Origin of the sequence: Halomonas sp. ND22Bw, assembly GCF_003011945.1 — a bacterium.
GTDB lineage: Bacteria > Pseudomonadota > Gammaproteobacteria > Pseudomonadales > Halomonadaceae > Halomonas > Halomonas halophila.
In genome coordinates this window covers 243,362-261,184 of the sequence record NZ_PXWD01000002.1, presented here as the reverse complement: position 1 = coordinate 261,184, position 17,823 = coordinate 243,362, and the positions used below count along the sequence as shown (strand labels likewise).

Below are 17,823 nucleotides of genomic sequence, written 5' to 3'. Positions count from 1 at the left end.
CGCACTGGGGAAGTGTTGGCAGTGTGCTTGCCCCGGTGAGAGCCAACCAATATGGTTTGAGTCCGCAGCCATACCTAGGAGGTATTATGGAGCTTCGCCATCTTCGCTACTTCTGCGTCGCGGCCAGGGAGTTGAACATGACCCGGGCGGCCGCCAAACTGCATATGGCACAACCGCCTTTAACCAGACAAATCAACAACCTGGAAAAGGAGATTGGCGCCAGGCTGTTCGACCGCGGACCGCGCGGCCTGGCCCTGACGGCGGCAGGACACTTCTTTTATGAACATACCCTGCAGATACTGGAGAAGGTGGACACCACGGTCACCGATACCCGGCGCATCGCCCGCAGCCACCGCCAGCTGTTCAGCGTCGGCTTCGTTCCGTCGGTGTTCTACGGGCAGCTGCCGCTGCTGGTGCGCGAGTTGCGACAAAAGGATGACGTGGAGCTGACGCTGGTCGAACTGACGTCGGTGCAGCAGATTCAGGCCCTCAAGGCGGGCCGCATCGATATCGGCTTCGGCCGGCTACAACTCGATGACCCGGAGGTCGAGCAGGAGGTGCTGTTCGAGGAGCCGCTGATGGCGGCGCTGCCCAAGGGGCATCCGCTGGAAGGCACCACGCCGACCATGGCGCAGCTGGCCGAGTACCCGCTGATCCTGTTCCCGGCCACGCCGCGGCCGAGCATGGCGGACACCGTGCTCGGCATGTTCCGGCGCCGCGGGCTCAAGATCACGATCTCCCAGGAGGCCAACGAAGTGCAGACCGCGCTGGGCCTGGTGGCCTCGGAGATGGGCATCACCCTGGTGCCGGAGCAAGTCAAGCGCGTCCAGCGTGACGGCATCAGCTTCGTCTACCTGGCCGAACCACACATCACCATTCCGACCCTGTGCAGCCGACGCCGCGACGAGCCGCCCTCGCCGGTGATGCGCGAGGCCAACGCCATCCTCGAGGTACTGGTGGAAAACCGCCGCAGCGGGCGCTATCCGTGAGAGGCGTCACCGCACCTTGACCCTCATCAGCTCGTTCCAGCGGGTGGTGTAGCGCGCGGTACGATGCTCGCAGCGCAGCGGCCAGGCGGCGTGCTCGCCGGGCACGCCGAAGCGAACGGTACCGCGGCCCATGCGGGCGTTGAGGCGATCGAGGGTGGCCATCAGCGCCTCGCCGCGCCGCCGCTCGGGGCCGTCGCCGGCCTGCAGCAGCGAGAGCTGATGACGCTCGGCGTCGACCAGGTCGAGCAGCATCACCCCGCACTTCTGATAGCGCACGCCGTCGAGGAAGATCGCCGCCAGGCCGCGCTGGGCGGCGGCGATCAGCTCCCGGGTGTCGTCGCTGGGGCCGGGCAGTGCCACCACCTGGCTGTTGCGGTACTGACGCTCGCCGAGCCGGTGCGGGTCGCTGCGCACGAACACCAGCACCGCGCAGGCGCGGCTGCCCTGGCGGCGCAGCTTCTCGGCGGCCCGAGCGCCGTACTGGCGAATCGCCGCCCGCAGCTCGGCTTGCTCGCCGGTCAGCCGGCCGAAGGAGCGCGACACCATGATCCGCTGGCGCGGCTCGGTGACGTCGTCCAGGGCGATGGCCGGCCGCCCGCGCAGCTCCCAGACCAGCCGCTCCATCACCACCGAGAAGGTGCGGCGGATCTGCTTGGGGTCGGCCTGGCGCAGCTGCCAGGCGGTGTGGATGTCCTGCAGCGCCAGCCGCTCGGCGCTGCGCCGGGCGATGCCCCACAGTTCGTGTACCGGCAGCGCCTCGAGCACGCGGCGGGTCTCGGGCGCATCGGCCGCCAGCCGGCAGACGCCGCCCAGCTCGGGGCGCGACTTGGCGACGCGATTGGCGGTCTTGGCCAGCACCCGGGTCGGCGCCAGCCCCACGCAGGTCGGAATGCCGGTATCGCGCAGCACCCGCCCGCGCACCCGATGGCCCCAGGCCTCGAGGTCGTCGGGCTCATGCCCGTCGAGGCCGACGAAGCTCTCGTCGATGGAATAGGCCTCGATTTCCGGCGAAAACTCACCCAGCACCCGGTTCACGCGCCGGCTCATGTCGCCGTAGAGGGCGTAGTTGCTGGACAGCAGCGTCATCCGGCGGCGCAGCGCGGGCGAAATCTGATGGGCCGGCATGCCCATCGCCACGCCCAGCGTCTTGAGCTCCGCCGAGCGCGCCACCACGCAGCCGTCGTTGTTGGAGAGCACGCCCACCGCCCGGCCTTCGAGGCCGGGATCGAAGACACGCTCGCAGCTGACATAGAAGTTGTTGCTGTCGACCAGGGCGATCACGGCGCCGCTCCCGGCAGGGCGTGCAGCACGTGGGTGACCACGCCCCACACATGGCACTCGCGGCCGGCCAGCGGAATCGGCGCATAGCGCGGGTTGCTGGCCTCCAGCACCAGGGCATCACCGCGCCGGGCCAGCCGCTTGACCGTGGGCTCGCCGTCCACGGCGATGATCACCACCCGCCCGGGCCGCGGCTCGAGGCTGCGGTCCACCACCAGCAGGTCGCGGTCATGAATGCCGTCGCCGAGCATCGAATCGCCCTCGGCGCGCACGAAGTAGGTGGAGGCCGGGCGGCGCACCACGTGGGCGTGAAGGTCGAGCTCCACGTCCAGATGATCGTCGGCGGGGCTCGGGAAGCCCGCCCGCACCCGTGCGCCCAGCAGCGGCTGGACGGCCCCCGAGGAGGACGGCGCCGCGGCTCGCCCGCCCGCGGCGCCGGGAATCGGCGACGCCATGGCCACCTCCCTCGAATAGTGTATTTATATACAGTATCCGAGAGCGATGGCCGACTGGCAAGTCTCTCCGTTCGGTGTGGCCTACCTCTCGATCTGGCCTACCTCTCGATCTGGCCTACATGGCCACCTCGGCCGGCTTCACCAGGTCCTCGAACACGCCGAAGGCCAGCTGCATCACCTCGTGGTGACTGCCGGCGCTGAAGGCGATCAGGTCGGCCTCGGCCAGGTGCGGCGAAACGAACACCTCCAGGTCGAAGAGGTTGCCGAAGGGCGGCATCGCCCCCGGCTCGCAGTCGGGAAAACGGTCCTGGAAGTCCGCTTCCCTGGCCAGCTCGACGCGGCTGGCACCGACGGCCTGGGCGAAGCGCTGCAGGTCGACGCGGTCGGTGGCCGGCAGCACCGCCAGCGCCAGCCGGCCGTCGATCTCGACCATCACGCTCTTGGCGAAGTGGCGGCCGGGCACGTGGGCCGCCTCGGCGACTTCCTGGGCGGTGTAGGCCGTCGAATGCTGCTGGATGACATATTTGACGCCGTTCTCGTCGAGAAAGCGTCTGACGCGCTCCATGGGCATGGGAATCCCCTCCCCTGTGTCGTGAAAGGGTCTGAAGACGCCGGATCGGCGACGCGCGTCGGGATGGGTCACGGGGCGCCCCGTCCCGGCCGTCTCCTTTTCAGACTAGCAGCCCCGTGCACCACGAATGACGGCAATCCTTGACCTGGTACAGGTTGAGATTCACATGCCGCACTCACCATCGACTGAACCGCCGACACCTTCACCCAACCACCGGACGGTCCCGCACGGGGCCGCCTCTCGTTGGAGGCGCGATCGTCGGGAAGACCTATGCTGAGGCAACGGGAAGCATCGCGCAGGGAGCGTCTCATGGAAGAAGTCACCCAGCAGTTCCTCGCCGGGCACGACACCGCCATCCGTCTGGCCGTGGCCCTGCTGCTCGGCGCCCTGATCGGCATCGAGCGCGGCTGGGTGGCACGCGAGCAGAAGGCCGGCGAGCGCATCGCCGGCATCCGCACCCATGCCCTGGTCGGCCTGCTCGGCGGCCTCGCCGCCCTGCTCACCGAGGCCGTCACCGAATGGGCCTTTCCGCTGCTGCTGGTCGTCGTCGCCGCGCTGGCCGGCAGCGCCTATCGCGCGCGGCTGCCCCAGAGCCGGGACTACAGCATCACCGGCCTGATCGGCCTGCTGCTGACCTTCTGCTTCGGCGCCGTGGCGGTGGCCGTGGACCTGGCGCTGGCCGCGGCCTGCGCGGTGGTGACCGCGCTGATCCTCGACAACAAGCGCGAGATCCACGGCCTGCTCAATCGCCTGCAGGCCCACGAGCTGGACGCGGGCCTGAAGCTGTTGCTGATCACGGTGGTGATGCTGCCGCTGCTGCCCGACCGCGGCCTGGGCCCCGGCGAGGCGCTCAATCCGCGCGAGCTATGGTGGATGGTGGTGATGATCGCCGGCATCTCCTTCATCGGCTACTTCGCCATGCGCCTCGGCGGCGCCGCCAAGGGCATCCTGTTCACCAGCCTGTTCGCCGGGCTCAGCTCCTCCACCGCCCTGACCCTGCACTTCAGCCGCCTGTCGCGCCAACAGGCGACCCTCGCGCCGCTGCTGGCGGCCGGCATCCTGATCGCCTGCGGCACCATGTTCCCGCGCATCCTGCTCTACTGCCTGGTAATCAACCCGGCGCTGCTGCCGCGTCTGCTGCTGCCGGTGGCGCTGATGACCCTGCTGCTCTACCTGCCGGCCCTGCTGCTGTGGCGCCGTCATCGCCAGGGAGCGCGCATCGAGCGCCCCGAGCGCCATCAGAACCCGCTGGATCTGCGCATGGCGCTGCTGTTCGGCGTGCTGCTGGCGGCGATCATGCTGCTCGGCCAGTGGCTCCAGGCCTGGCTCGGCGACGCCGGCATCTACCTGCTGGCGGCGGCCTCCGGCGTGGCCGACGTGGACGCCATCACCCTGTCGCTGACTCGCCTCTCGCGGGATGCCATCCCGCCCTCGACCGCGGTGCTCGGCATCATCCTCGCCGCCTCGGTCAACAACGTGATCAAGGCCGGCATGGCCGCCGGGCTCGGCAGCGCGGCGCTGGGCAAGCGGGTCGCCCCGCCGATGCTGCTGTCGCTGCTGGTCGGGCTGGGCGTGGCCTGGTGGCAGTGACGCCGTTCACTCGGGAAACCGGCGCGCCACCAGCGCCGCCAAATCGGCCTCGCAGGATGCACCGGGCGCCTGTGTTTCATCGCCGTCGCGATACTTGCCGCTGCGCACCAGGCAGGCCTCGAGCCCCAGCTCGACCGCCGCCGCCACGTCGCACTCGATGTCGTCGCCGACCATCAGCGCCTCATGCGGCTCGACGCCGGCATCCTCCAGCGCGGCGCGGAAGAAGCCCGCGGCCGGCTTGCCGAGCACCGTCGCCTCGATGTCGGCGGCGTACTCCAGGGCGCGCACGAAGGGGCCCGCGTCCAGGTGCAGCTCGCCGCCCTGGCGAAAATAGCGATTGGTGCCCACGGTGAGCAGCGGCGCGCCGCGCCGCAGCAGCCCGAAGGCGACGTCCAGATGGCGGTAGTCGAGGCGCTCGGCGGCATCGCCCAGCACCACGGCGTCGGGCTCGGACGTGTCGAGGCCGGCGAACTCGGGCTCGAGGTCGGGATGGATCAGCAGGTAGGGCCGCAGTTCGTGAGCGAGCAGATGGGCCCGGATCGCCGCCGGCGCGGTGAAGACCTGCTCGGCCGCCACCGCGAAGCCCAGCTCGCGCAGCTCGGCGTGGACCCGCTCGCTGGTCTTGCGCGAGGTATTGGTCACGAAGCGCAGCGCCAGGTCGCGCGCCTGCAGCCGGGCCACCGCCTCCACTGCCCCGGGCAGCGCCCGGCCGTCCTCGTGCAGCACGCCGCTGATGTCGAGCAGCACCGCCTTGAGCATGTCGCCCTCCTCTCGAGATCCGCGCGACCGCCTTCCCTCGGAGCCGGCCGCCTCCCGTCAGAGGATAGTGGAGCCCGGCGCCGGGGGCTCGGCCGTCTCCTTCAACCAGTTCCGTCGATCGACGCCCTCGACCAGTGCCAGCCAGGCCTCGGCCAGCCGGCGGCCGGCGCGCCCGATCTCCTCGTCGCGGGTGCCGGCATAGCCCAGCACCAGCCCCGGGCGCCCCGGCGCCTGCTGATAGAAGCCGGACAGCGGCGACAGGGTGATACCGGCCACCTCGCCGCGCTCGACCAGGGCCGCCTCATGGGCGGGGTCGTCGAGCCAGGCCACCAGATGCATGCCGGCCTGCCCCTCCGACAACACCAGCCCCCGCGCCACGGCCGGCGCCAGCGCTTGACGCAGCAGCGCCTGGCGCTGGCGGTAGCACTCGCGCATGCGGCGCACGTGCCGCGAGAAGTGCCCGGCGGCGATGAACTCGCCCAGCGCCGCCTGCACTGGATACTGCGCCTCGCGGTGCAGCCGCGCGTTGGCACGCCGGAAGGGCTCCACCAGCGGCATCGGCAGCACCAGATAGGCGAGCCGGAGCCCCGGGTAGAGCACCTTGCTGAGGGTGCCGACGTAGATCACCCGCGCCGCCTCGGTGAGCCCCTGTAGGGCGGCGACGGGCCGCTGGCCGTAGCGGAACTCGCTGTCGTAGTCGTCCTCCACGATCCAGGCCCCGTGCGCCTCGGCCGCCTCGAGCAGCGCCAGTCGCCGCGCAAGGCTCATGGTCACGCCACAGGGATACTGATGGGAGGGCGTGAGGTAGATCAGCCGCGGGTCGCCGTGGCCCGCCGGCACGCGCGCCGGATTCAGGCCCTCGTCGTCCACCGGAGCCGGCACCATGGCGAGGCCGGAGGCCTCGAAGCTGGCCCGGGCGCCGCCGTAGCCGGGCTCCTCCATCCACACCGCCTCGCCGGGATCGGCCAGCATCCGTGCAATCAGCTCGAAGCCTTGCTGGGCCCCCTGCACCACCAGCACCTGCTCCGGGCGGCAGCGCACCGAGCGCGACAGCCGCAGGTAATCGCACAGCGCCTCGCGCAGCGCCGGCACGCCACCCTCGGCGCGATAGTCGCGCCAGGCCTCAGGGGCTCGCCGCCGGTGGCGCCGGAGCAGACGCTGCCAGAGCTCGTCGGAGAAGCGGTCGAGGGCCGGCACGCCCGGCGGGAAGGCCTCGTGATGCCCGGCCGAGGCGCCGCTGAGGCGCAGCAGCCGCTCGCCCCGGGCCGACAGCGACGCCGCCGGCGATGGGTCGGCCGACGCTTCCGGCGACGGCGCCTCGACGTGAGAAAACGGCAGATCGGCCACATAGGTGCCGGCGCCGGGTCGGGCCTCCAGGAAGCCCTCGGCGACCAGCTGGTCGAGGGCGTCCAGCACGGTGTTGCGCCCCACGCCCAGCTCCCGCGCCAGGCGGCGGGAGGACGGCAGCCGGGCACCGCTGGCCAGTCGCCCCGACTGCACCCAGTCGCGCAGCGCCCGATACAGGCGGCGCGTCAGCGGCAGCGAAGACGTCTCGCTCAACACCATGCCCAGCGCCTCGCCGAGCCAGTCGGCCCGCGCGGCGACAACCGGTTCCATCGTTTTCCCCAATAGTGGTTCTTATCAGGGAACCACTATGCCCACAGACTCCGAGGCTGTCATCGCCCACCGCCCCGAGGAGTCTTCCATGCCCATCCGTCACGCCCGCTGCCACGACCGCGAGCCCCTGGCCTCGCTGCTCGACGGCTATCGCGTCTTCTACGGCCGGGCCAGCGCCCCGGACGCCGCCCGGCACTTCATCGGCCGCCGCCTGGAACAGGGCGATTCCCACCTGCTGGTGCACGAGGAAGACGACGCCACCCTGACCGGCTTCGTGCAGTGCTACCCGCTGTTCAGCACCGTGCGCCTGGCCCGCCAGTGGCGGCTCAACGACCTGTTCGTGGCGCCCTCGGCCCGTGGCCGGGGCGTCGGCCGCGCCCTGATGCGGGCCGCCGCCGAGCTGGCCCGGGCCGAGGGCGTCCATCATCTGGCGCTGGCCACCGGCATCGACAACCGGACCGCCCAGGCTCTCTACGAATCCGAGGGCTGGCGGCGCGACGAGGCCTTCCATCACTACGCCCTGACCCTCGGCTAGCCCCCGACCCGACTAGAGAGCCCTCACGGAGCCCTGTCCATGCCCCTTAGCGATACGCACATGCCCCTGGCGCAGGCCCGGGCGCTGATCGACGCCCACGGCTTCGCCACGCTCACCGACGACCGCCTGCGGGTCAGCCATCTGCCGCTGGTGCTCGAGCGCGACGAGGGCGAGCTCGGCACCCTCTACGGCCACTTCGCTCGCGCCAATCCGCACGGTCACGAGCTGGACGGCCGGCGGGTGCTGGCGGTCTTCCACGGGCCCCACGGCTACGTGTCGCCGCGCTGGTATGCCGCCGGGCCGGCGGTGCCGACCTGGCACTACGCGGCCGTGCACGCCCGCGGCAGCGTCGAATGCCTCGACGAGGCCGCCACCCTGGCCTCGATGGATGCGCTGGTGGCCCGCTACGAGCCCGAACTGCTGGACGACGCCACGCTGATGAGCGAGGCCTATCGGCGCCGACTGCTCGCCGGCGTGGTCGGCTTCCGGATTCGGCTGGATGAGCTGCGGGGCACCGCCAAGCTGGGCCAGCACCGATCCAGGGAAGACCAAGCCGGCGTGCTGGCCGGGCTGGGCGCCAGCGACGATCCGCTGGCCCGGCGGCTGGGGCGCTACGCCCGAGGCTATCTGGCGCAGGTGGTCGGGATGGACGACGAGCCCCCTGGCTGAAGGCTCAGCGCTCCGCGGCGGATTCGGCGCGGGCCGCCTCGGCCTCCGAACACTCGAGCCCCAGGAAGCCGCCGGACTGGCGCCGCCACAGCGCCGCGTAGAGGCCGTCGCGGGCCAGCAGCTCCTGGTGAGTGCCGACCTCGACGATGCGCCCCTCGTCGACCACCACCAGCCGGTCGAGCATGGCGATGGTCGACAGCCGGTGGGCGATGGCGATCACCGTCTTGCCCGCCATCAGCGCGTAGAGCTGCTCCTGGATGGCGGCCTCGACCTCGGAATCCAGCGCCGAGGTGGCCTCGTCGAGCACCAGCAGCGGGGCGTTCTTGAGCAGCACCCGGGCGATGGCGATGCGCTGGCGCTGGCCGCCGGAGAGCTTCACGCCGCGTTCGCCGACGTGGGCGTCCAGGCCGCGCCGGCCCTGCGGGTCGACCAGGTCGTCGAGGAAGCTGTCGGCGTGGGCCTGGCGCACCGCGCGCATGATCGCCTCGTCGTCGGCCTCCGGGCAGCCGTAGCGGATGTTGTCGCGCACCGAGCGGTGCAGCAGCGAGGTGTCCTGGGTGACCATGCCGATGTGCCGGCGCAGCGATTCCTGGGTGACGCCGGCGATGTCCTGGTCGTCGATCAGGATGCGCCCGCCCTGCAGGTCGTAGAAGCGCAGCAGCAGGTGGGCGAGGGTCGACTTGCCGGCGCCGGAACGGCCGATCAGCCCGACCTTCTCGCCCGGAGCGATGGTCAGGTCGAAGCCGTCGAACACCGGCCGTTCCAGCGCCGCCCCGGGGCGCGCGTAGCCGAAGCGCAGCGCCTCGAAGCGGATCTCGCCGCGGCTCACGGAAAGCTCGGCGGCATCCGGCGCGTCCTGCACCGCCGGCGTGCGGGCGATGGTGTTGATGCCGTCCTGCACGGTGCCGATGTTCTCGAACAGGCTCGCCACCTCCCACAGGATCCAGTCGGACATGAAGCGGATGCGCATCACCAGGGCGATGGCCACCGCGATCACCCCCAGCGACACCATCTCCAGGTACCAGGCGCCGATGGCCAGCGTCGCCACCGAGGCCAGCAGCAGCGAGTTGAGCGCGGTCAGCGACACCGACAGCCAGGTCGCCAAGCGCATCTGGCCGTGCACCGTGGTCATGAAGCCCTCCATGGCGTCGCGGGCGTAGGCCTCCTCGCGGCGGCGGTCGGCGAACAGCTTGATGGTCTGGATGTTGCTGTAGCTGTCGACGATGCGTCCGGTCATGCGCGCCCGTGCGTCGGCCTGGGCCATGGACACCGCGCGCAGCCGCGGCACGAAGATCCGCATCAGGGCGACGTAGCCGGCCAGCCACAGCACCAGCGGTGCCACCAGCCAGGGCTCGGCGCTGCCCAGCAGCCACATGGCGCCGACGAAGTAGACCGCCACGTAGACCAGCAGGTCCATCAGCTTCATGACCGTCTCGCGGATCGCCAACGCCGTCTGCATCACCTTCTGCGAGACGCGGCCGGCGAACTCGTCCTGGAAGAAGGCCATGCTCTGGGCCAGCATCTGGCGGTGTGACAGCCAGCGGCCGAGCATCGGGTAATTGCCGAAGATGCCCTGATGGGTGAGCAACGAGCGCAGCAGCACCAGCAGCGGCAGGCCCACCAGCACCAGCGCCGCCAGCCCCGCCAGGCGCCAGCCGTGGGCGGCGAAGAAGCCCTCGCGCTCGGCGCTGGAGAGCCAGTCGACCAGCTGGCCCATGCTGTGGAAGAACACCAGCTCCACCGCCGAGACCAGCCCCGCGACCACCGACATGGCCACCAGCAGCCCCGCCACCGGACGCGAATAGAAGCGAATGAAGGCGAACAGCCCGCGCGGCGGCACGCCCATCTCGCGCTCGGGATAGGGATCGACCAGGGTCTCGAAGAAGCGGAACATCGGCGCCTCCGGGCAGCGGGCATGCCCCCAGAATGCGCGCGCCGCCGACACCCGGCAAGGGCGCGGCGACGCGATGGGGCTACCCGCGGGGGTTCAGGCGGGAAGGATCACCAGGTCAGGCAGATCTTGCCGAAGTGGCGGCCGGATTCCTGGTGACGGAAGGCGTCGGCGATCTCGCCGAGCGGGAACTCGCGATCGATCAGCGGCTTCATGCCGTTGGCCTCGACGGCGCGGACCATCTCATGCTGCTGGGTGCGGCTGCCGACGATCAGCCCCTGCAGGCGGGCCTGCTTGGCCATCAGCTTGGCCGTGGGCACCTCGCCGCCGACGCCGGTCAGCACCCCGATCAGCGAGATGTGGCCGCCGATGCGCACCGCCTCGATGGACTGGGCCAGGGTGCCCGGGCCGCCCACCTCGACCACGTGGTCGACGCCCTTGCCGCCGGTCAGCTCCTTCACCTTGCGGCCCCACTCGGGGTCCTCGCGGTAGTTGATCACGTGCTCGGCGCCCAGCTCTCGAAGCTTCTCGAGCTTGGCCTCGGACGACGAGGTGGCGATCACCCGGGCGCCCATCATACGGGCGAACTGCAGGGCGAAGATCGACACGCCGCCGGTGCCCAGCACCAGCACGGTATCGCCGGCCTTGAGGCCACCGTCGCCCACCAGCGCGCGCCAGGCGGTCAGCCCGGCGGTGGTCAGGGTCGCCGACTCGGCGTGGGACCAACCCTGCGGCTGGCGGGTGAAGCAGGTCGCCGGACGCACCACCGACTCGCGGGCGTAGCCATCGATGCCGTCCCCCGGCACGGTGACGAAGTCGCCGTGGCGCGCCGGGCCGTCCAGCCACTCGGGGAAGAAGGTGGAGACCACCGCGTCGCCGACGGCGAACTCGTCGACGCCCTCGCCGACCGCCTCGACCACGCCGGCGCCGTCCGACATCGGGATGCGGCCGTCGTCGGTGGGCGACGTGCCGGTCACCACCAGATAGTCGTGGAAGTTCAGCGAGCTGGCGTGCAGGCGCACGCGGATCTCGCCGGGGCCGGGTTCGCCGGGTGCCGGCTGCTCGCCGAGTTCGAGCCGATCGAGACCGCCCGGGGCCTTGAGATTGACGACCTGCATGCTGCCTCCTGATTCAATGAATAGCTTGCTAACGTGAAACACAATGGGGGCATACGCGCGAGCTTCAAGGCCGCTCGTGCAGCTGCCAGTCATTGTCGGTGAGCGGCTCGCCCCCACCCGGGGTGACGCGCACGGTATCGCTCACGCCGATGCCGAAGCGCCCCGGCAGGCGCAGGCACAGCGGCAGATGGAAGACCATGTCGGCCTCGAGCTCGCGTTCCTGGCCGCGGGCGAGATAGCCGGTGCCCTCGACCCAGCTGGGCGGAAACTGGGCGCCCACCGAGTAGCCGAAGACGCCGGAGAAGAAGGCCCGCTCGGCGATCCCTGCGTTCAAGCCGGCGATGGCCGCCTCGCCGGCCCGGGCCGCGTCGTCGAAGGTGTTGCCCGGCCGCATCGCCGCACACAGCGCCTCGAAGGCGGCCCGGCAGGCGTCGCGCAGCGCCCGCATCTCGTCGTCGGCGCGGCCGGCCACGACGGTGCTCATCATCGGCGCCGTATAGCGCTCGAAGGCCGAGCCGAATTCCAGGAACACCGGCTCGCCCGCGCCGATGGTGCGCCGCTTGTGGTTGACGTGAATGGTGCCGGAGCGCGGCCCCACGGTGACGATGGGCTGCAGGCTCATGAACTCGCTGCCCGCCGCCAGCATCGCCCGGGCGCCCTCCGCCGCCACCGCGCCGTCGCTGACGCCGGGCGCGACGACCTCGCGGGCGGCGCGGATGCCGAGCCCGGTGATCCGCGCGCTCTCGCGCAGGCAGTCGAGCTCCAGCGGGCTCTTCACCAGCCGCAGCGCATCGACCAGCGCCCCGCCATCGTCGCGAAACCGCTCGGCGCCGAGCCGTTGCTGCAGCGGCGCCAGCACGCCGTGACGCAGCCCGGCACTCAGCGGGTCGAGGCCGATGGCGCGATGGGGCGCCAGGGTCTCGGCCAGCGGCGCGATCACCTCCTCCGGGCGCTCCCACCGATAGCCGAGGATCTCGTCGACCCGGGCGGTGACCACCGCCGGGCCGGTCTCGATGGACGGCACCTGCAGCACCAGGCGCGTGGCGTCGACCACCAGGCAGGCGTGCACCGAGACCTCGAAGGTGTGGTAGCCGGTGAGATAGTAGAGATCGGCGGGATCGGTGAGCAGCAGCGCGTCCAGTCCGGCGTCGGCCATGGCCTCGCGCAGACGCCGGCAGCGGGCGTCGAGCTCGGCCTCGGGCACCGGCAGCTCGCTGCCGGCCAGGCGTTCGGCGAGGGCGTGGCGATAGGCGTGATGATCCATGCGGCGGACTCCAGCGGGTGGCCTGAAGCCAGTGTAGACGCCGGCGGCGGGGAAAATCAGGGCTGTCACCGGCGCCCGCTGTCTCGTAGAATCCAGTGCCGAGAACAGTCGCAACAGGAAAACGCAATGGGCAGGGCCTTCCAGAACCGCAAGGAATCCATGGCCAAGACGGCCGCCGCCAAGACCAAGGTCTACAGCAAGTACGGTCGCGAGATCTACGTCTGCGCCAAGCAGGGCGGCGTCGACCCCCACGGCAACCTGGCGCTGCGCGGCCTGATCGAGCGCGCCAAGAAGGACCAGGTGCCGTCCCACGTGATCGACAAGGCCCTGGACAAGGCCAGCGGCGCCGGCGGCGAGGACTTCGAGCCGGCGCGCTACGAGGGCTTCGGCCCGGGCAACGCCATGGTCATCGTCGAGTGCCTGACCGACAACCCGAACCGTACCATCGGCGACGTGCGCACCTGCTTCACCAAGACCAAGAGCAAGCTGGGCACCCCGGGCAGCGTCAGCCACATGTTCGACCACTGCGCCATCCTGTCTTTCCAGGGCAGCGACGAGGAAGCCGTGCTCGAGGCGCTGATGGAAGCCGACGTCGACGTCACCGACATCGAGAACGAGGACGGCCACATCACCGTCTTCGCGCCGCACACCGAGTACGCCAAGGCCAAGCAGGCGCTGATCGACGCCTTCGGCGAACTGGACTTCGAGACCGACGAGATCCAGTTCCTGCCCCAGGCCACCACCCCGGTGGAAGGCGACGACGTGGCGCTGTTCGAGAAGCTGCTGGACATGCTCAACGACGTGGACGACGTCCAGAACGTCTACCACAGCGCCGAGCTGCCCTGAGCCTCGGTCCCTGAGCCCCAGGGCCAGGAACGACAGCGCAGGAACGACAGCGGCCGGCTCCCTCGGGAGCCGGCCGCTGTCGTTGGTGACGCGGATCACGCAGGCATCAGGTCAGATGGCGCACCTCGAAGCGCGCCAGTACCTCGCCCTCGGCGTCGAGCAGCTCGAGCCAGTCGGCCCGCACCCGATAGCCGGCCACGTGCTCGAGCATCGCAAGGAAACGCGGTTCGAGATCGTTGCCCGGCACGCAGGCCATGCGCGTGCTCGCCACGGTGCCGATGCTCAGGCTGTCGCCCTCGCGACGGTACTCGCCGGCCAGGCGGTTGCAGCCGCTGAAGCCGGCCAGCCGGTCCTGCTCGCCGTGGAAGACCAGATGCGGCTCACGCGAGCCCTCGGCCACGTCGACGGGCTCGCCGCCCAGCTCGATCAGCTTCCAGTAACTGTCTTCCAGGGTCTCGCTGACGAACTGCCCCGTGCGCTGCACGCGGTAGTTGAGCGAGGAATCGATCGCGTTGCCCTCGAGGTCGAGCATCTCCAGGCTATCGGCGCCCTCGACGACCCGCCACTGGCGAGGCCCCGCGTCGCCGCCCGCCAGCGTCAGGGTCTCGCCGCTGGCATCCAGCGACCACTCGCCCTGCTCGTGGACACGGCGCGGCGCCTCGGTCCCGAAGTAGACCGCCGAGAGCGTGTAGACGCCGTCGGGGAACAGCGAGATCTGGTAGCGAATGCCCGCACAGTCGGCGCAGGGCAGCTCGCCGCGATAGCTGGCCGGCAGCTCGCCGAGCGCCGCCTCGGCCTGGGGAGAACGCTCGACGGCCGCACACCCCGCCAGCCACAGCGCCACCACCAGGAAATAGGAAAACTGTAAGAGTCGTTTCATGGGCCATCGTCCTGTTTGATGAGTCAAAAAGCGTGCTTTCGACCCGCGCGGTGCCCCAAGGTTCGCCGTCAGGCCGTCAACCGCTGATGCGTCGAGCGCGGAAGGTGCGTCCCTTGAGGCGGCCGCCGTTCAGCTGCGCCAGGGCGGACTCGGCCAGCTCGCGCTCGACGGCCACGTAGGTGCTGCGGGCGAGCACCTTGATCTTGCCGATCCGCGCCCCGTCCAGGCCGCCCTCGCCGGTGAGGGCGCCGAGGATGTCGCCGGGGCGGATCTTCTGCTGCTTGCCGGCGCCGAGCTGCAGGGTCGCCATGGGGGCCCGCAGCGGCATCGGCTCGCCCCGCAGGCGAGGCAGCGCCTCGGTCTCGAGGGTCTGGCCGAGGAAGGCCTCGAGCCGTTCCAGTCGATGCGCCTCGTTCTCGCCGACCAGGGTGAAGGCCACGCCCTGGTGGCCGGCCCGGCCGGTGCGCCCGACGCGGTGCACGTGCACCTCGAGCTCACGGGCGATGCGGTAGTTGAACACCGCGTCGAGCTGGGCGATGTCCAGCCCCCGGGCCGCCACGTCGGTGGCCACCAGCACCGAGGCGCTGCGGTTGGCGAACAGCACCAGCAGCCGGTCGCGGTCCTTCTGCTCCAGGTCGCCGTGCAGCGCCAGCGCACTGATGCCCGCGTCGTCCAGGGCGGCGGCGAGCTCGCGGGTCTCCTGCTTGGTGTTGCAGAACACCACGCTGGCGGTCGGACGCCGGTGCAGCAGCAGCAGGCGCAGGGCCTCGAAGCGCGCCGCGTCATCCGCCACCCGGTAGAAGTGTTCGCGAATGGTGTCCTCGTCGTGGGGCTCCTCGATCGAGATCGCGACCGGGTCGCGGGTGCGCTCCTCGGCCAGCGGGCGCACGCTGTCGCCGTAGGTGGCGCTGAACAGCCAGGTCCGGCGGCTCTCCGGGGTCGCGGCGATGATCGCCTCCAGGGTCGCCTGGAAGCCCATGTCGAGCATGCGGTCGGCCTCGTCCAGCACCAGGGTGTCGAGATCCGACAGCGCCAGGCTGCCCTTGCGCAGGTGTTCCTCCACCCGGCCCGGGGTGCCGACGACGAGATGGGCGCCGTGGGCCAGCGAGGCCAGCTGCGGCCCCAGGGGCGCGCCGCCGCACAGCGTCAGCACCTTGATGTTGGGCAGGCCACGCGCCAGCCGGCGCAGCTCCTCGGCGACCTGATCGGCGAGTTCCCGGGTCGGGCACAGCACCAGCCCCTGCACCCGGAAGCTGGCCGGCACGAGCCGCGACAGCAGGCCCAGCCCGAAGGCCGCGGTCTTGCCCGACCCGGTCCGGGCCTGGGCGATCACGTCGCGTCCGTCGAGCATCGCCGGCAGGCTCTCGGCCTGGATCGGCGTCATCTGCCGGTAGCCCAGCGAGTCGAGGTTGGCGAGCAGCTCGGCGGAAAGCGGCAGGCGGGAGAAGGCGCCGACGGCGTCTTGGGAGGGGGCATCAGTCACGGGATGGACCTGTCTGGAACGGCATGAAAGCGGGAGGGCGACGCTACCCAGTTGCCGGCTCCGGGGCAAGGGGAAAAGCCGCCGGCTTCGGGGCAAGGGGAAAAAGTCGTCGCGTGCGCCCTCGCTGCCACCTACTCCACGTGAACGGTGATGGGCTCGGAGGCCACGGTCGGCTCGAAGCTCAGGTGGCGATAGTCGAGAAACAGCAGCTGCAGGGTGTGCTCGCCGGGCGGCAGCTCCAGGGTGACCTGGGTCTGGCCACCGCCGAAGTGGCGGGTCTGCTCGGTGGAGGGCAGCGGCTGGGAAAGATCAACCTCCTCGAGGGGCGTGTCGATCAGCAGGTGATGGTGGCCGGTGGCCTCGGCCTCGGTGCCGGCCGGGGCCACGCCCATGCCCTCGAGCCCCATGCGCACAGTGACGGGCCCGCTGACGGTGGCGCCATCCTCGGGGGAGATGAAGTAGACCTCGGCACCGGACGGCGCCGCGACGGGCTCCATCTGGGCCAGGGCGACGGCCGGCAGCGCGGCGGCCAGCGAGACGATGCATCCTGCGAACCAATGACGCATGGCGATACCTCGATAGAAGAGAGCTGGAAGTGTCAGGACGGTCCTGCGCCCGATGTCTGCCGGGCGGCCATCCGCAAGCGTGACGGCTTCAGTGTAGCAATCACGTGCCATCGGGCCGACCGGGTTCACGAGCGCATGCCGGCGCTAGCCATCGTCGAACGACTCGCTCAGACGAAAGGCACGCCGCTTCAGCTCGTCGATGCGCTCGGGCGGCGTGTCGCGGGTCACGCGAACGATATCGCCGGCGAAGATCGCCGGCACCCGGGCCTGCTGCCCGAGCATCACCATGCGCATCGCCTCGGCCATGGCCACGCCGTTGTCGTCGTTGATGCGCATGGCAGTGACGTCCAGCCCGTCCGGCCCCAGCACTTCGAGCTCCGCCGTCCCCCCGCCCCAGCCGTTGATCAGCACATCCAGGCGATCGGTCTCGCGCAGCGCCCGCAGCGCCGCCAGCGCCACGTCGGTGGAGGCGGCGAAGATCATCGTCAGGTCGGGATGCGCCTCCAGGGTGCGCAGGGTCTCACGGAAGGCCCTTCCCGGGTCGCCGTCGGCGCTGATGCTGGCCACCCGTTCCAGCCCGGGATGGCGACTCGCCATGCCCACGAAGGTGTCGCTGCGCATGCGGCCGACGTAACCGGACGAGAAGCTCAGCGTCATGTACTTGCCCCGATAGTCGGCCTGCTCGAGCATCCACTCGGCGATCAGGCGCGAGCCTTCCTCATGATCGAAGCCGACGTAGAGAAAGGGCGGATCGTCTTCCCACTCGGCCAGCGGCGTGGTGACGTTCTGCAGGATCAGCCGCGGACGGCCCAGCGCCAGCACCCGCTCGATCATGTGCAGGTGGGGCACGGTGTCCAGGGTGAACACCAGGTAGTCCGGGCGCCACTGCAGGGCGTTGGTGAGCTGCCGGGCCTGGAGGTTCACGTCCACCGTCGGCCGCGACATGTAGACCTTCAGCTGGTACGGCATGTCCAGTGCGCGCAGCCTGGCTTCCATCGACGCCAGGCTGCGTCGCCAGTAGTCCGAGGCCTGAAGGGCCGGGTAGATGACAGCAATGCGAATCTTGCGAAGAGGAGGCGTGGACAGCGGCACCGCCGGCCCCCTCACCCGGGCGGAAAGGTCCGCCATGAGCGCCTGCTGCTCGGGGTGGCGCTGCATGTACTCGTCGACCCTCACGAAGTCGCTCGAGGCACCGAGCACGCCTCCCGACACGACGGCCATCCATAGCCCCAGTACCAGCCCGGCAAGCCGGACGATCGATTGGCATCCGGCCATCTTCGATCCTTTGTTGTGTTCCCGCTTCGCCCGCGAT

Annotated in this window: 17 protein-coding genes; 5 read left to right on the top strand and 12 right to left on the bottom strand. The window is 70.6% G+C overall.

Annotated elements, in window-relative coordinates; genetic code table 11:
- The first annotated feature begins 86 nt into the window (after window positions 1-86).
- Window positions 87-989 (top strand): LysR family transcriptional regulator, encoded by a 903-nt coding sequence (locus CVH10_RS04065; RefSeq protein ID WP_106487896.1) that lies wholly within the window; start codon window positions 87-89, stop codon window positions 987-989.
- A 6-nt stretch (window positions 990-995) separates the two neighbouring features.
- On the opposite strand, the gene CVH10_RS04060 is transcribed toward CVH10_RS04065, so the two are convergent.
- The 3 genes from CVH10_RS04060 to CVH10_RS04050 form a co-directional block, all read right to left on the bottom strand.
- Window positions 996-2,270, bottom strand: coding sequence for a Y-family DNA polymerase (locus CVH10_RS04060; RefSeq protein ID WP_106487895.1), 1,275 nt, complete (start codon window positions 2,268-2,270; stop codon window positions 996-998).
- Entirely contained in the window at window positions 2,267-2,722 is a 456-nt protein-coding gene (locus CVH10_RS04055; RefSeq protein WP_052052531.1) for a LexA family transcriptional regulator, read from the bottom strand. Before CVH10_RS04055 ends, CVH10_RS04060 begins: the two co-directional genes overlap by 4 nt.
- Before the next feature lie 115 nt (window positions 2,723-2,837).
- Complete coding sequence (locus CVH10_RS04050) at window positions 2,838-3,293, bottom strand: aminoacyl-tRNA deacylase (protein WP_106487894.1); 456 nt, start codon at window positions 3,291-3,293, stop codon at window positions 2,838-2,840.
- Between the two features lie 309 nt (window positions 3,294-3,602).
- Here CVH10_RS04050 and CVH10_RS04045 point away from each other — a divergent pair, with 309 nt between their 5' ends.
- Window positions 3,603-4,883 (top strand): DUF4010 domain-containing protein, encoded by a 1,281-nt coding sequence (locus CVH10_RS04045; protein WP_106487893.1) that lies wholly within the window; start codon window positions 3,603-3,605, stop codon window positions 4,881-4,883.
- 6 nt (window positions 4,884-4,889) lie between these two features.
- Here CVH10_RS04045 and CVH10_RS04040 read toward each other — a convergent pair whose 3' ends face one another.
- Together CVH10_RS04040 and CVH10_RS04035 are read right to left on the bottom strand one after the other, a co-directional pair.
- Entirely contained in the window at window positions 4,890-5,642 is a 753-nt protein-coding gene (locus CVH10_RS04040; RefSeq protein WP_106487892.1) for a TIGR01458 family HAD-type hydrolase, read from the bottom strand.
- Window positions 5,643-5,699: 57 nt separating this feature from the next.
- Window positions 5,700-7,259 carry a PLP-dependent aminotransferase family protein gene (locus CVH10_RS04035; RefSeq protein ID WP_106487891.1) on the bottom strand — a complete coding sequence of 520 codons (1,560 nt, stop codon included), beginning with the start codon at window positions 7,257-7,259 and terminating at the stop codon, window positions 5,700-5,702.
- An 88-nt stretch (window positions 7,260-7,347) separates the two neighbouring features.
- Between CVH10_RS04035 and CVH10_RS04030 the strand changes: the two genes are divergently transcribed.
- Window positions 7,348-7,794 carry a GNAT family N-acetyltransferase gene (locus CVH10_RS04030; RefSeq protein ID WP_106487890.1) on the top strand — a complete coding sequence of 149 codons (447 nt, stop codon included), beginning with the start codon at window positions 7,348-7,350 and terminating at the stop codon, window positions 7,792-7,794.
- A 39-nt stretch (window positions 7,795-7,833) separates the two neighbouring features.
- Window positions 7,834-8,463 carry an FMN-binding negative transcriptional regulator gene (locus CVH10_RS04025; RefSeq protein WP_369335719.1) on the top strand — a complete coding sequence of 210 codons (630 nt, stop codon included), beginning with the start codon at window positions 7,834-7,836 and terminating at the stop codon, window positions 8,461-8,463.
- A 4-nt stretch (window positions 8,464-8,467) separates the two neighbouring features.
- On the opposite strand, the gene CVH10_RS04020 is transcribed toward CVH10_RS04025, so the two are convergent.
- From CVH10_RS04020 to CVH10_RS04010, 3 genes are all read right to left on the bottom strand, one after another.
- Complete coding sequence (locus CVH10_RS04020) at window positions 8,468-10,357, bottom strand: ABC transporter ATP-binding protein (RefSeq protein ID WP_106487888.1); 1,890 nt, start codon at window positions 10,355-10,357, stop codon at window positions 8,468-8,470.
- A 107-nt stretch (window positions 10,358-10,464) separates the two neighbouring features.
- Window positions 10,465-11,472: an NAD(P)-dependent alcohol dehydrogenase gene (locus CVH10_RS04015; RefSeq protein WP_106487887.1), complete on the bottom strand. Its 1,008-nt coding sequence runs from the start codon at window positions 11,470-11,472 to the stop codon at window positions 10,465-10,467.
- 64 nt (window positions 11,473-11,536) lie between these two features.
- Window positions 11,537-12,736, bottom strand: coding sequence for a Xaa-Pro peptidase family protein (locus CVH10_RS04010; RefSeq protein ID WP_106487886.1), 1,200 nt, complete (start codon window positions 12,734-12,736; stop codon window positions 11,537-11,539).
- A gap of 126 nt (window positions 12,737-12,862) precedes the next feature.
- On the opposite strand from CVH10_RS04010, the gene CVH10_RS04005 reads away from it, so the two are divergent.
- Window positions 12,863-13,582 (top strand): YebC/PmpR family DNA-binding transcriptional regulator, encoded by a 720-nt coding sequence (locus tag CVH10_RS04005; RefSeq protein ID WP_035597619.1) that lies wholly within the window; start codon window positions 12,863-12,865, stop codon window positions 13,580-13,582.
- Window positions 13,583-13,688: 106 nt separating this feature from the next.
- Here CVH10_RS04005 and CVH10_RS04000 read toward each other — a convergent pair whose 3' ends face one another.
- The 4 genes from CVH10_RS04000 to CVH10_RS03985 form a co-directional block, all read right to left on the bottom strand.
- The gene (locus CVH10_RS04000) at window positions 13,689-14,462 is read right to left on the bottom strand and encodes an META domain-containing protein (protein WP_106487885.1); all 774 of its coding nucleotides are present in this window, start codon (window positions 14,460-14,462) and stop codon (window positions 13,689-13,691) included.
- A 76-nt stretch (window positions 14,463-14,538) separates the two neighbouring features.
- Window positions 14,539-15,945 carry an ATP-dependent RNA helicase DbpA gene (gene dbpA / locus CVH10_RS03995; protein WP_106487884.1) on the bottom strand — a complete coding sequence of 469 codons (1,407 nt, stop codon included), beginning with the start codon at window positions 15,943-15,945 and terminating at the stop codon, window positions 14,539-14,541.
- Window positions 15,946-16,076: 131 nt separating this feature from the next.
- Entirely contained in the window at window positions 16,077-16,511 is a 435-nt protein-coding gene (locus CVH10_RS03990) for a DUF4399 domain-containing protein (protein WP_106487883.1), read from the bottom strand.
- A gap of 144 nt (window positions 16,512-16,655) precedes the next feature.
- On the bottom strand, window positions 16,656-17,786 hold the full coding sequence (locus CVH10_RS03985) for a substrate-binding domain-containing protein (protein WP_106487882.1): 1,131 nt from the start codon (window positions 17,784-17,786) through the stop codon (window positions 16,656-16,658).
- Window positions 17,787-17,823 lie beyond the last annotated feature (37 nt).